Raw genomic sequence first — 13,194 nt, 5'->3', positions numbered from 1 at the left:
CACGGGCCGCTCGGCCCCCGACGAGTCGGCCCCGAGGCGACCACGACCGATGGACGATCATGGCCAACGCCACGTATCGTGTCCGAGTCCGCCCGTCTGAGCTGGCACTTCGAGGATGCGAACCCCCCGGGTCCCGAAGGCCGTCCCGGGTTCGACCCTGAGCCAACAGGCACGGTCAGATCGTTCGTAAGGTGGAGCGGGTGCGCCTCGAACGGGACCGAGGGATGATCGATGGGTGGGCGCACATCTGGCAGACTCTCGTCCCATGGGTGAAGCGACCGTGAAGACTCTGGAAGGCCAGAAGGCCACCCCGCCACCCATGGTGGAGGAGGATGCGCCAGCGCCGCGTTCTCGTTCTGCCCGCTTTCGCGAGCTGCGATCTCCACGCCGCCCCCGCATCTGGTTCGAAATCCTGCTCATCGCCGTGAGCTACTGGACGTACTCGCTGATCCGCAACGCGGTCCCGGAGCAGAAGACCCAGGCGCTGAAGAACGCCGACTGGATCTGGGATGCCCAGAAGGCGATGGGCCTGGCGTTCGAGGAGTCGGTCAACCATGCCGTGAACTCGGTGACATGGCTGATCGTGGGGATGAACTACTACTACGCCACGCTGCACTTCATCGTGACCATAGGCGTGCTGGTATGGCTCTACCGCTGGCACCCCGGCCGCTACGCCGCCGCCCGTCTGGTCCTCTTCGCCACCACGGGTGTGGCCCTGGTCGGTTACTACCTGTATCCACTCGCTCCGCCCCGGTTGATGAACGGCCAGAACTTCATCGACACCGTCCTGGTCCATCAGACCTGGGGCTCGATGGCCTCGGGCGACCTGAAGAACATGTCCAACCAGTACGCGGCGATGCCGTCGATGCACATCGGCTGGTCCCTCTGGTGCGGCTTGATCATCTTCGCGGTGGCGTCCGCGCCCTGGGCGAAGATCCTCGGCCTGCTCTATCCGGTGGCGACCCTGGTCGTGATCGTGGCGACGGCGAACCACTTCTGGCTGGACGCGGTGGGCGGAATGCTGTGCCTGGCATTCGGTTTCGCCCTGTCATACGCCTGGTACCGAGCGCTACCCCACCAGCTGCCCAAGCTCCCGGTACGGGATCGGGAGCGGGAGCCCAAGCGACTGAGGTCGGCGGAGGCGGAGGCGTAGCCTTCCGGGCAGCCACGACTTCCGGGAGCGGGGTCCCTCATGCAGGGCCTGGCCGGGAAGCCGACCGCCCGGCGGGGCTTCCGGGGTCCGGGGTACACGAGGTGCAGCCCTCGCCCCGAAGTCTGGCCGGGACCGAATGGTAGATCGCCATCGGCGCAGGGGGACTCTGTGGGCACAGGCGAGTGGATCAGTACCTCGATTCCGTACCTCACTCCACGAGCGAAGGGGCAGACAGACGCCTGGGCCGCGGAAACCGCAGCCCAGGGCCGCCGAGGCAGCCAGCGCATCCTGCACGCTGGTGAAGCTCCCGCGCCACAGGAAGTGTCCGAACGGCTTGGCATCGGCGAGAACGACATGATCATCATCCGCCGTCGTCTGATGCTTCTCGACGGCCGACCGTGCGAGCTGACGGACACCTACTACCCAGCCGACATCGCCCGGGATACACGGCTGGCGGAGACAGCCAAGATCCCCGGTGGAGCGGTGACGTATCTCGCGGGCCTGGGGTACATCGCCGCACGTGCGCGCGAGGACATCAGCGCCCGAATGCCCCATCACCATGAACGTGAGTCGCTGTGTGCCAGCGATGATGAACCTGTCCTGCAAGTGGTGCGCACCACGCTGGACCGGGACAACAAGCCGATCCAGGTGGACATCATGATCATGCCGGCCAACCGTCGGCGACTCCAGTACGACATCAGAATCGGATGAGAGTGCCCACCCACCGGACCGGTACGGGTTCACTCCAGAATGACCGTCCCGTTGGTGGCCCCGGTCGTCGGGGGCTGAGTCGACCGGGGCCCGGGGGCTGACCGCATGTCGCCCCCGTGTCCCCTGACAGGGAGCGGCACCGGTCAGGAGAGATGGGGTGGGCCCGCCCGACCGTCGCTGTCCGGGCTTGGTCGGACGGGCCCTTGTCGCCACCCCGCTTGATAATCCCGCTGCATTCGATTGGCCGGGTATTCAGGGGGTGGACGCTCTCAGGGCTGGTATCTCACCAGCAGAAACAGCAACACCAGGGACAAGGTGATTCCCAGGAAGAGGACCCCCGGGCAGTAGGTGCGCGTCTTCTTCATGTGGTCACCCCCTCGATCGTTCGGGGGTCGACATCCGCCGGTGGGTCCCACTGCTTGGTGGAGCAGTGGACGAACAGGTAGCGACGATGGCCGGTGCGCCGGAAGTGGTACTCCGTCCATGCCTCAGCGTCATCAACGCTGAGATCTTCCGCGCCCTCCGGGTCCGCCCCGCACCCGGGCTCCCCCGAGACACAGGCGACATGCACGGAAACCCCGTCGTCCGCAAGGAGCGTGAGCGTCCAGATCAGCTGCCGAAAGCGCCGGACCATTCCCATCACAGCTCTCCCCGACGGCTGGTGGCGTTGACCGTGGCCACGGCCGCACTGAGCTGATCGGCCCGCGTCCAGAGACTGAGACTCTCGCCGCCCACACTCCACTCCTGCCCACCGCCGAGAGGCCGCAGGAAATAGATTCCGGTGAAGTAGTCCATGACCTCCCCCACCCTTTTGGCATCGGCGTCACGCACCACAGCCCCGATCGCGAACTCCTGACCCATCACATCGCCCTCGCGATCCGATGGGGGTGCCTGGCGATCACATCGGCGCAATGCCGGGACTGACTGACACTGCCGGTGATGAGCGAGTGCGCGGCGAGGCGCATATGCGCGCTACAGACGCGGCACCCAGGGGCGGGTGAGGGCATCGGGGGTTCGTTGTTCTGTGTGCTCGATCGATCTCGGTACGAGGTGAGCGCGCCCCTCAGCCGCAGCAGGAACGCACGGGTCACCGGGGGCCATCCGTCGATCGGGGTGAGCGTTACCCCAACCCAACACGGACCGTTGGCAGGTAACCGAGGCATCGGGCCGGCGAAACAGCCGACGTTCTTGGCGAGCGCCCCAGCGACTAGGGGGAATTGGTAGTTCCGCCCAGTTAGGTGAATATTCTTCCTCGGCACCATCGCTCCTCTCTGTAGCGCTTCCACTACCAAGCGGAGTCAGCGTGTCCTAGAGTCGGGCCCGTCTTCAACGTTGCAGACATGGAGAGCACCTTGGTAAACCGCAAGGAACTGAACCCGGACGCCAGTCCGCAAGCCGCCTTCGGTGCACGCGTACGCAGCACCCGCGAGACACGCGGCTGGAAGCAAGACGATCTTGCCGCGCTGGTTGGCTACTCCGGCAGGCATATCTCCGCGATTGAAACTGGCCGTAAGCCGCCAACTCTTCAATTTTCGCGGAGCTTAGATACCGCTCTTGGGTACACCGACACCACCGCGTCGTTCGAACGCGCCTGGAGCCAGCTCCGGCGCGGGTCGTTACTGGAGGGTTTCCCGGAGTACCTGGGGCAGGAGGCCCTCGCGGCAGAGATCCGGCTGTTTGAGTCGGGCCTGATTCCTGGCCTACTTCAGACACGGGAGTATGCGCAGGCGCTAGCCGATAGCGCCATCAAGCGGGGAGTCATCACCCGTGAACAGGCCGATGAACGCGTCTCGTTCCTCATAGAGCGTCAAGCCGCGTTGGTACGCCCTCAACCGCCCATGGTGATCGCGGTACTGGATGAAAGCTGTGTCCGCCGACCCATCGGCGGTACTGCTGCGATGGACGCCCAGTTGGCATGGCTGATGGAGTTCGCGGAACAACCGAACACCATGCTTCAGATCGCTCCCTACTCCATCGGTGAACACCGGCCATTCGACCGATCGGTGAATCTGCTGACCCTGTCGGACCGGTCCTTACTCGCCTACGTGGAGTCCCAGACACAAGGGCATCTGGACCGGGCGCTCACTTCCGTACTGCCGTTGGTGAGGGCCTACCATCAACTCCAGGCCGTATCACTGTCGCAGACAGCGTCCGTGGACATGATCCACCAGCTACGAAAGGGCACCCTGTGATAACTGAGCCCAAGAACCTGCATTGGGTCAAATCCTCCTACAGCAACAATGGCGGTACCTGCGTCGAGTGGGCCCCCGCACACGCGACCACAACCGGCACCATCCCCGTCCGCGACTCCAAGAACCCCAGCGGACCCGTACTGAACCTCCCCGTCAACGCCTTCACCTCCTTCACAGCAGGCGTCAAGGCCGGGAAGTTCAGCACTGCCTGACCTACCGACACAACACGTACAGCGCAACACACCGCACCACCGAAAGCCCCGCCACCACCCTTGAACCCAAGGAACACCACGGCGGGGCTTTCTCAACCCCCAGGGCAGACCACGACCATGACCGACCAGCCAGGAAAGGGCACCCCGTGACAACTGAGCCCAAGAACCTGCATTGGGTCAAATCCTCCTACAGCAACAATGGCGGTTCCTGCGTCGAGTGGGCCCCCGCACACGCGACCACAACCGGCACCATCCCCGTCCGCGACTCCAAGAACCCCAGCGGACCCGTACTGAACCTCCCCGTCAACGCCTTCACCTCCTTCACAGCAGGCGTCAAGGCCGGAGAGCTCGGCACTGCCTGACCAACCGACACAACACGCACAGCGCAACACACCGCACCACCGAAAGCCCCGCCACCACCCTTGAACCAAGGAACCACGGCGGGGCGTTCTCAGCCCTCAAGCCGCGCTGAGTGACCCCTCGGGGACCCTGCGCCGTTCCAGATGCAGACCCGGATGGCTCTACTCGGCCCCTGTCGCCTGCTTGGCCGCGTAGCGGCGGGCCTTGGTGCGGTTGCCGCAGACGCGCATGGAGCACCAGCGGCGGCTGCGGTTCCTGGAGACGTCCCGGAAGACCCAGGCGCAGGCGTGTTCGGCGCAGCGTTTGAGGCGGACCGCTTCGCCGGTGATCAGTAGTTCGCTCCAGGCGATGGCGATGGTGGCGAGTGGGATGCCGGTGGGAGCGGGCTTGATCGGCGTTCTGGCCGAGTGGTTCGGGACGCAGATCGCCTTCCTCGTCTTCGCCGCCGCCATCGCGGCCACCATCCCCGCGTTTCTGCGGATCGTCACCGCGAGCGAACTCCGCGCGGCGGCCTGACCACTCCCCACGCCCAGAACACCACGCTGGGTCTCCCGTAACCCGGATACGTAACCCGGATACGGTCAGACCCAGCGGCACTCGGGGCGCTCGGGGCTCTAGCCCCGGAACACGATCCGCCCCGCCGTCATCGTCAGCGCCACCGGGGCCTCGGCGACCTCATCCGCCGGGGCCGCGATCGGGTCGAGGCCGAAGGCCGTGAGGTCCGCGCGGTAGCCGACGGCGATCTGGCCCGTCACATGATCCTCACCGGCCGCGAAGGCGGCCTGGCTGGTCATGCCCTCCAGTGCCATCAGGCCTGTCAGTCCGGTGCCCCGGACCGCCGCGCCCTTGGGGGTGCGGGCCATGGCCAGGACCTGGCGGGCGTCGAAGTGGGCGATCGGCCAGTCGGAGCCGAGCGCCAGCACCGCACCGGCGTCCCGTAGGTCACGGCAGCGCCAGGCCCGGGAGGCCCGTACATCGCCGAGACGCTGCGACCAGTCGTCGGTGTGATCGGCACGGGTGAACGCCGTGTGCGGCGGCTGCATCGAGGCGACCACCCCGAGTCGGGCGAAGCGGGGGATCTGGTCGTCGGGAATCGTCTCGATGTGCTCGATCCGATGGCGCGGACCGCCCGCCCCCAGCGACTCCACCGTGTCGAGCACATGCCGTACCGCGGCATCGCCGATGGCGTGAGTCGCGGTCGGGACACCGGCCTCGTGCAGCTGGCGTACGGCAGCGCTGTACGCGTGGGGGTCCGGCCAGAAGGCGTCCGTGCCCTGGCCGTGGCAGTCGGCGTGCTCCAGCCAGGCCGTGCCGCCCTCGACCGTGCCGTCCATGAAGAGCTTCACTCCGCCGACCTGCCAGCGGCGGCCCCGCACCCGCTGGAGTGCGATCAGTTCGGCCAGGTCGTCATCGGTGGCCCCGGGCATGCACCAGGGGGCGAAGCGCAGCCGTATCGGTAGGTCGGTCTCCGACTCGACGGCCGCCAGCAGTTCGAAGGCGTCCCTGCCGAGGTCCATCACATGGGCCGAGGTGAGTCCCGTCGCGGCCATCGAGGAGAGCAGTTCCATCAGTCGGGTGCCGCGCTCGGCAGCCGGGGCGGACATCAGCACCGGGGAGACCAGATCCATCGCGGCGTGCTCGTTCAAATGGCCGGTGGGCCGCCCTTCGGCGTCGCACACCACCTCGGCCCGCTGGTCAAAGGTGCGCGGGCCGTCGATCCCCGCCATCCGCAGCACGCTCTCGCTGACCAGGGCGGAGTGGCCGTCGTAGAGCCGCAGATATCCATGCGCGCCGCGCAGTGCCTCCTCGATCAGCCCGTAGTGCATCGGACGGCCTTCGAAGGCGTTGTGATCGAGGCTGTAGCCCATGACCCAGCCATTGACCCGTGGGGCGCTCCGCAGTGCGGCGAGCAGGCTGGGGAAGTCGGCGATACCGGTGAGGTCGGTGCCCGTGGTGAGTTCCAGACCCCATACGGGGTGGCTGTGGGCGTCGGTGAGTCCGGGGGTGAGGGTCGCCCCGGCGAGGTCCACCAGTTCGGTGGCCGGGCCGCGCCGGTCCCGTACGTCGCGCTCATCGCCGACCGCGATGACGCTCCCGTCCTTGACGGCCACGGCGGTGGCATGGGGGCGGGCCGGGTCCAGGGTGTGGACGTTGGCGCCGGTCAGGATGATGTCGGCTGCGGACACTACTCACTCCTGTGCTGAGGGTCGGTGTGGATATCGCAGGCCCCGGAGGTACGGATGACAACCGTAAACCTAAAGGCTTTCGGTTTTGGCAATGTAGCCTCTGCCATGGGGTTCAGGGAAGAGACCGCCCTGGGTTCAGGAAAATGACAACGGGGAGATCGCAGACATGGGACGGCCGCGCACACCACTGATCGACCGGGAGCGCATCACCACGGCCGCCCTGGAACTCGTCGATGCCCAGGGTGAGTTCAGCGTGCCGGGGATCGCCCGGAAGCTCGGGGTGCAGACGGGCTCGATCTACCACCATGTGGAGGGGCGCGACGGCATCATCGAACTGGTGCGGGAGCGCGTGGCCGGCGCCATCGACACCTCGGTGCTGATGCTGCTGCCCTGGGACGAGGCCCTGGCGGGCTGGGCCCGCTCCTATCGGGCCGCCTTCGCCGCCCACCCCCGGGCGATCCCGCTGCTGGCGGGCTCGCCGGTGCGCGCGCCCAAGGTGCTGGAGGGGTACGAGCGGGCGGTGGGGGCACTGCTGGAGGCCGGGTTCGCCCTCCGGGATGTGATGACGGTGATCATCGCCGTGGAGAACGTGGTGCTGGGCTCCGCGCTGGACTTGGCGGCTCCCGAGTCGATGTGGGAGTTGACCGACGAGGCGAGTACTCCCGCACTGGCCGAGGCATTGGCCGCGGTGCCACCTGGCCAGACGGACGCGGCGTTCGAGTTGGCGCTGGGTGCGTGTGTGGAGCGTTTTCGGCGGCTGCTGGAGGCGTAGTCCCCGCAGGGCGGCCCCACCCGATCGACCTCGGTTCTCGTACCCACCGTGCCACTCGGCGCGCCCGCGGCTCCGTCAGGGAGAGGTTGAGCCCATGACGCCAGTACGGCGGGGAGAGCGCTGGCAGCGCCGCTGCCGGCACCCGGTCAGCGCTGGCCTTGGTGCTTGCTGGAGCGGCCGTCCACCGGCAGTAGGACCAGCAGGCGCCAGACCCCTTCCCCAAGGGCGGTGGAGACGAAACCGGCTTCGGCTCGGCCGCCGAGCAGCGCGGCCCGGTCGGTGATCTCGGGCAGCCCACGGCCGACGCGCCGGGTCGTGCCCGTGGAGTCCGTGGCCACCAGATTCTCCATCCTGATTCTCCATCCTGGTCTCCAGCACCTCGGCGCCGCTGGCCATCCGTCTTCCCCGGGCTCCAGCGCAACGACCATCCACCGGTCCTGCGGTCGTCCTTCCAGGCGTCGCGCAGGCCGAGCCAGACAAGCACCGGGGTGCCGTCGCAGTGGCGCCGGGCGTTCGTCAGCCCCTCGCGGATGATCTGGTAGGCCTCGCGCGAGACCGTCACCGGAACAACGGAGAGGTCCTCGTCACCCTCCCTGTCCACCGGGACCCCGCTGGCGGAGACCAGCGCCTCAAGACCCGGGCCCGGTGGTTTCCATCCGTCCTCCTCCACGGTGGTCGCCGGGTCTCGCCTGACGTTCGCAGACGGGTTTCTCACGCCCCGTAGAACAGTGTCTCCATCACCGCTCGGGCCCGGCGGGTGGTGCGGCGGTAGTCATCCAGCATGTCGCCGACATGGCCGGGCTCGTACCCCAAGTACCTTCCCACCGCGGCCAGTTCCCTGCCGTCCGACGGGAAGGTGTCCCCCGCCCGGCCGCGTACCAGCATCACTCCGTTGCGGACCCGGGTCGCCAGCACCCAGGCCTCGTCCAGGATCTGCGCCTCCTCGGTGCCGATCAGGCCGGCGTGCTGGGCCGCGGCCAGGGCGGGCCGGGTACGGGTGGTGCGCAGACCGGGCTCCCTCCAGGCGTGCTGCATCTGGATGAGCTGGACGGTCCACTCCACATCGCTGAGTCCACCCCGCCCGAGCTTGGTGTGGAGGGTGGCGTCCGCGCCGCGCGGGAGGCGTTCGGACTCCATCCGGGCCTTGAGCCGGCGGATCTCCCGTACCGCGTCGTCCCCGAGCCCCTCCACCGGGTAGCGCAGCGGGTCGATCAGATCGATGAAGCGCGCGCCCAGCTCCGGGTCGCCCGCCATCGGCTCCGCCCGGAGCAGCGCCTGGCTCTCCCACCCCAGCGCCCAGCGCCGGTAGTAGGCCTCGTACGACGCCAGGGTGCGGACCAGCGGGCCGCTCTTGCCCTCCGGCCGCAGATCGGCGTCGATCAGCAGTGGTGGGTCGGCGGTCGGTACCTGGAGCAGTCGGCGCATCTCGGTGACCACGGTGTTCGCCGCCTTGGCCGCCTCCTGCTCGTCCACGCCCTCGCGCGGCTGATGGACGAAGAGCACATCCGCGTCGGAGCCGTAGGCCAACTCCCGCCCGCCGAAGCGGCCCATGCCGATCACGGCGAACCGGGTCGGCAGCTCATCGCCCCAGCGCTCGCGCACGGCGGCCCGCAGGGCACCGGCGATGGTGGCCGCGTTGAGATCCGTGATCGCCAGGCCGACCCGGTCGACCAGGGCGCCGGGGTCGGCCTCGGCGGGGCTCTCCTCGGTGCCGTACGAGCCGATCAGATCGGCCGCCGCGGTACGGAACAGCTCCCGGCGGCGCACGCCACGAGCCGCGACAACGGCGTCCTCGGCGGTCACCGCGCGGCCGACCGCCGCCAGGATCTCCGGTTCCAGATGGTCCCTGCGCCGTGGGTCGAGACCGCCGGGGTTGCCGAGGATGGCCACGGCCTCCGGGGCTCGCAGCAGCAGATCGGGGGCGAGACGTCCGGCCGAGAGGACCCGGGCGAGGTTCTCCGCCGCGGCGCCCTCGTCCCGGAGCAGCCGCAGGTACCAGGGGGTCTTGCCCAGCGCGTCGGAGACCTTGCGGAAGCCGAGCAGTCCCGCGTCCGGGTCGGCGGAGTCGGCGAACCAGCCCAGCAGCACCGGCAGCAGGGTCCGCTGGATCGCGGCCTTGCGGCTGACTCCGGAGGCCAGCGCCTCCAGATGGCGCAGCGCGGCGGACGGGTCGGCGTAACCGAGTGCTTCCAGGCGCTGTCCGGCCGCCTTGGTGCTCAGCCGGGTCTCACCGGAGGCGAGTTGGGCCACGGCGTCGAGGAGCGGCCGGTAGAACAGCTTCTCGTGGAGGCGTCGTACCACGGCGGCGTGCCGTCGCCAGGAGCGGTTGAGCTCGGCGACCGGATCGACCCGCAGCCCCAGGGAACGGCCGAGGCGCCGTAGGTCTTCCTCGGCCTCCGGGACGAGATGGGTGCGGCGCAGCCGGTAGAGCTGGATGCGGTGTTCCATGGCGCGGAGGAAGCGGTAGGCGTCGTCGAGTTGGGCGGCGTCCACCCGGCCGACGTAGCCGCCTTCGGCGAGTGCGTGCAGGGCCTCCAGGGTGCTGCCGCTGTGCAGGGTGTTGTCAGCGCGGCCATGGACCAGTTGGAGTAGCTGTACGGCGAACTCGACGTCCCGCAGCCCGCCGGGGCCGAGCTTGAGCTCTCGCTCCACTTCGGCGGCGGGGATGTTGTCGATGACCCGGCGGCGCATCTTCTGGACGTCGGCGACGAAGTTCTCCCGCTCGGCGGCCTGCCACACCAGCGGGGAGACGGCGTCGATGTACTCCTGGCCCAGGGCGGAGTCACCGGCGACCGGACGGGCCTTCAGCAGGGCCTGGAACTCCCATGTCTTCGCCCACCGCTGGTAGTAGGCCAGATGGCTGGAGAGGGTGCGTACCAGCGGTCCGTTGCGCCCTTCGGGGCGCAGATTGGCGTCGACCGGCCAGATGGTGCCCTCGACGGTGGTCTCGGAGCAGATCCGCATGAGATGGGAGGCGAGCCGGGTGGCGGCCTGGATCGCGCTGTTCTCATCGGCGCCGCCGAAGGGTTCGGCGACGAAGACGACATCGACGTCGGAGACGTAGTTCAGCTCATGGCCGCCGCACTTGCCGAGGGCGATGATGGCGAGCCGGCAGCGAGCCGCGTCGTCGGGGGCCGCCGCCTGGGCGATGGCGAGGGCGGCCCGGAGGGTCGCGGTGGCGAGGTCGGCCAGTTCGGCGGCGGTCTGCGCCACATCGGTCAGTCCGCACACATCCCGGGCGGCGATGGCGAGCAGGCAGCGACGGTAGTCGACCCGTAGGGACTCGGGGTCGGTGGCATCGGCCAGGCACTCCTCGAACTCCGGTACCCCGGGGTGGAGATCGGTCGACTCATAGGTGGCGAGAACCCGCCAGTCACCGGGGTGGCGCGCCAGATGGTCCCCGAGCGCCTCGGACGCGCCGAGGACGCCGAGAAGGCGGTCGCGGAGCGGTTTGGCGGCGACGAGGGTGTCGAGGAAGACACGCGGTTCCTCCGGGTCCTGCGCTTCCACCAGCCGGACGAGACCGCGCAGTGCCAGATCGGGGTCGGCGGCGGCTCCGAGGGCGTCCAGCAGCACCGAGTCATCCCGCACGGGTGCCATGGCGGGCAGCGCCAGCAGTACTTCGGCGGCGGCGGGGTCGGTGAATCCTTGCCGTAGCAGCCGAGTGAAGGTACTGCTTCTGCGCCCCGGCACCGCCGTCATCCTGCCGTCTCCATTCCGCGCTCGCCCCGCGCTCGCCTCATACCCGGCGCTCGTATCAGGCCGCGATCAAGGTCCGGACCTGAGACTAGCCGCACCAGTGCGCGGCGGTCCCCTGTGGTCCACGCCCGAGCGATGAGTATGGGCCGCGGAGGCAGTCTCCCTTGCAGCCCGCATTGCGACCTCCGACTGCGGCGAAACGTTGCGCCGCACCGAGCACGAGAGGACCGAGCGCCATGGTCGACTCCGCATCCCCTCCCCCACTGACCCAGCTGATCACCCGTTTCAGCGAGGACAAGGCGGCAGCTGAGGACTGGTCCGAGGCCGTTGAGCTGCTGACGGCGGCAGAGGTCTTCTGGCTGTCGACGGTCCGGCCCGATGGCCGACCCCATGTCACACCGCTGATCGCGGTCTGGCATGACGGCGGGCTGAACTTCTGCACCGGTGAGGACGAGCGCAAGGCGAAGAACATCGCCGTGAACGGGGAAGTGGTGCTCACCACCGGTGTGAACTCCCTCCACGGGGGTTGTGACCTGGTGGTCGAGGGCACCGCGGACCGGGTGACCGACGATGCGCGACTGCGTTCGTTGGCCGCCGCCTACACACAGAAGTACGGCGCCGACTGGACCTTCGAGGTCCGGGACGGGGCGTTCGTCGGCCAGGGCGGCCCGGCGCTGGTCTTCCGGGTGGAGCCGCGTACCGCGTTCGGGTTCGCCAAGGGTCCGTATGGGATGACGCGCTGGCGGTTTGGGCAGGAGTGATCCTCTGCGGCTGTACCGGCTCATACCAACCCTCGGGGCTGGAGAGATCAGATCGCTAGGAAGGAAGTCCCGTTCATGGAGTTGACACTTGAGGTCGTCACGGTCCCGGCGACGGATCTGGACCGCTCCAAGGAGTTCTACGCGGAGGCCTGCGGCTTCAGACTCGACCTGGACCAGGAGGTGGCGCCCGGTGTGCGGATCATCCAGCTGACCCCACCGGGCTCCCGCTGCTCGATCGCCCTGATGAGCGGTTTCCCGCTCGCTCCCGGGCAGGGCGCCATGGCACCCGGCTCACTCCAGGGGCTACAGCTCTGTGTGACCGATCTGGCGGGTGCCCGGGCGGCACTTCTGGAGAACGCGGTGGATGTCAGCGAGATCCAGCACGTCGGCGAGAGAGGTTGGGAGGAGGGGCCGGGCGGGGAGTGGAACTCCTTCCTCTTCTTCAAGGACCCGGACGGCAACGGCTGGGCCATCCAGCAGGCCCCGTCACCGCTGTCGGAACGCTGAGAGATCTTGGTCGCCCTATCGGGTCGGGGCTGGCCCCGGTCACAGGCGCCTGGCACTGGTGGGACCTGGGTCCCACCAGTGCCAGGCGCCTGCCGCTGATCCGAGCGGCCGAGCGGGTCGTACTCCGCCCCTCCATACGGGAAGTGTCGCCATGAGCGGCAGTGCACCATGTGTGCCCGATCAACGATCAATCCATTTTCCCTGCGCCGTGATCCGCCGGACGGGACACCAGGGGTTACCGCCCCGACCGCTGGGGCCCGCGCGGCTGGTGCGTCGGAGAGGTTCAGAGCACGGCAGGTTCAGAGCACGGCAGGTTCAGCGCGCGGCAGGTTCAGAGCGCGCCGATCCTGCCGCACGAGGACTCCCGCACGAAGACTCCCGTGCGGAGAGTCCGCGTGAAGACTCCCGTGTGAGGACCTGCTGAGGGTGTCAGCTCTGCGGGGGCCCGGGGGGCTGCCCCGTGCCCGATGTGCCGCCGGAGCCGTACTGGCCCTTGAGCTTGTCCTGGGCCGTGTCCACCTGACCGGTGTACTTGCCCTGGGTCCTGTCGTCGACCTTGTCGCCCGCCTTGTCGACGCCCTTGTCCACTTGGGACTCATGGCCCTTGAGCATGTTCTTGAGCTTGTCCAGCACGGACATGG

At 68.4% G+C, this 13,194-nt stretch carries 14 protein-coding genes and 1 pseudogene; 8 read left to right on the top strand and 7 right to left on the bottom strand.

Annotated elements, in window-relative coordinates:
• Positions 1–265: 265 nt before the first annotated feature.
• Positions 266–1,153, top strand: coding sequence for a phosphatase PAP2 family protein (locus tag NBG84_RS22550; protein ID WP_250921372.1), 888 nt, complete (start codon positions 266–268; stop codon positions 1,151–1,153).
• A 39-nt stretch (positions 1,154–1,192) separates the two neighbouring features.
• A complete protein-coding gene (locus NBG84_RS22545; protein WP_308312104.1) occupies positions 1,193–1,864 on the top strand; it encodes a UTRA domain-containing protein in 672 nt (223 codons plus the stop codon).
• A gap of 361 nt (positions 1,865–2,225) precedes the next feature.
• Here NBG84_RS22545 and NBG84_RS22540 read toward each other — a convergent pair whose 3' ends face one another.
• Entirely contained in the window at positions 2,226–2,504 is a 279-nt protein-coding gene (locus tag NBG84_RS22540) for a hypothetical protein (RefSeq protein WP_250921370.1), read from the bottom strand.
• Positions 2,504–2,725 carry a hypothetical protein gene (locus tag NBG84_RS22535; RefSeq protein WP_250921369.1) on the bottom strand — a complete coding sequence of 74 codons (222 nt, stop codon included), beginning with the start codon at positions 2,723–2,725 and terminating at the stop codon, positions 2,504–2,506. Before NBG84_RS22535 ends, NBG84_RS22540 begins: the two co-directional genes overlap by 1 nt.
• A gap of 479 nt (positions 2,726–3,204) precedes the next feature.
• Here NBG84_RS22535 and NBG84_RS22530 point away from each other — a divergent pair, with 479 nt between their 5' ends.
• The 3 genes from NBG84_RS22530 to NBG84_RS22520 all read left to right on the top strand — a co-directional run bounded on the left by NBG84_RS22530 (position 3,205) and on the right by NBG84_RS22520 (position 4,630).
• A complete protein-coding gene (locus NBG84_RS22530; protein WP_250921368.1) occupies positions 3,205–4,056 on the top strand; it encodes a helix-turn-helix domain-containing protein in 852 nt (283 codons plus the stop codon).
• Positions 4,053–4,268, top strand: coding sequence for a DUF397 domain-containing protein (locus tag NBG84_RS22525; RefSeq protein ID WP_250921367.1), 216 nt, complete (start codon positions 4,053–4,055; stop codon positions 4,266–4,268). The genes NBG84_RS22530 and NBG84_RS22525 overlap by 4 nt, the downstream gene beginning before the upstream one ends.
• 146 nt (positions 4,269–4,414) lie before the next feature.
• On the top strand, positions 4,415–4,630 hold the full coding sequence (locus NBG84_RS22520) for a DUF397 domain-containing protein (protein ID WP_250921366.1): 216 nt from the start codon (positions 4,415–4,417) through the stop codon (positions 4,628–4,630).
• A gap of 159 nt (positions 4,631–4,789) precedes the next feature.
• On the opposite strand, the pseudogene NBG84_RS22515 reads toward NBG84_RS22520, so the two are convergent.
• Positions 4,790–4,996 (bottom strand): annotated as a pseudogene (locus NBG84_RS22515) (CGNR zinc finger domain-containing protein); the annotation flags it as partial.
• A gap of 246 nt (positions 4,997–5,242) precedes the next feature.
• Complete coding sequence (locus tag NBG84_RS22510) at positions 5,243–6,814, bottom strand: amidohydrolase (RefSeq protein ID WP_250921365.1); 1,572 nt, start codon at positions 6,812–6,814, stop codon at positions 5,243–5,245.
• A 166-nt stretch (positions 6,815–6,980) separates the two neighbouring features.
• On the opposite strand from NBG84_RS22510, the gene NBG84_RS22505 reads away from it, so the two are divergent.
• On the top strand, positions 6,981–7,586 hold the full coding sequence (locus tag NBG84_RS22505; RefSeq protein WP_250921364.1) for a TetR/AcrR family transcriptional regulator: 606 nt from the start codon (positions 6,981–6,983) through the stop codon (positions 7,584–7,586).
• A gap of 146 nt (positions 7,587–7,732) precedes the next feature.
• Here NBG84_RS22505 and NBG84_RS22500 read toward each other — a convergent pair whose 3' ends face one another.
• Together NBG84_RS22500 and NBG84_RS22495 are read right to left on the bottom strand one after the other, a co-directional pair.
• Positions 7,733–7,936, bottom strand: coding sequence for a hypothetical protein (locus NBG84_RS22500; protein ID WP_250921363.1), 204 nt, complete (start codon positions 7,934–7,936; stop codon positions 7,733–7,735).
• Positions 7,937–8,297: 361 nt separating this feature from the next.
• Positions 8,298–11,288: a bifunctional [glutamine synthetase] adenylyltransferase/[glutamine synthetase]-adenylyl-L-tyrosine phosphorylase gene (locus NBG84_RS22495; protein WP_250921362.1), complete on the bottom strand. Its 2,991-nt coding sequence runs from the start codon at positions 11,286–11,288 to the stop codon at positions 8,298–8,300.
• Between the two features lie 233 nt (positions 11,289–11,521).
• Between NBG84_RS22495 and NBG84_RS22490 the strand changes: the two genes are divergently transcribed.
• Both NBG84_RS22490 and NBG84_RS22485 read left to right on the top strand, forming a co-directional pair.
• Positions 11,522–12,046: a pyridoxamine 5'-phosphate oxidase family protein gene (locus NBG84_RS22490; RefSeq protein WP_250921361.1), complete on the top strand. Its 525-nt coding sequence runs from the start codon at positions 11,522–11,524 to the stop codon at positions 12,044–12,046.
• Between the two features lie 75 nt (positions 12,047–12,121).
• On the top strand, positions 12,122–12,553 hold the full coding sequence (locus tag NBG84_RS22485) for a VOC family protein (RefSeq protein ID WP_250921360.1): 432 nt from the start codon (positions 12,122–12,124) through the stop codon (positions 12,551–12,553).
• Between the two features lie 429 nt (positions 12,554–12,982).
• On the opposite strand, the gene NBG84_RS22480 is transcribed toward NBG84_RS22485, so the two are convergent.
• Positions 12,983–13,192 carry an antitoxin gene (locus NBG84_RS22480; RefSeq protein ID WP_250921359.1) on the bottom strand — a complete coding sequence of 70 codons (210 nt, stop codon included), beginning with the start codon at positions 13,190–13,192 and terminating at the stop codon, positions 12,983–12,985.
• Positions 13,193–13,194: the final 2 nt, after the last annotated feature.

Origin of the sequence: Streptomyces albipurpureus (genome assembly GCF_023701525.1) — a bacterium.
In the GTDB taxonomy this organism is placed as follows: Bacteria; Actinomycetota; Actinomycetes; order Streptomycetales; family Streptomycetaceae; genus Streptomyces; species Streptomyces albipurpureus.
Note: the sequence above shows the minus strand (reverse complement) of the source record. Positions and strands in the feature narration are given on the sequence as shown.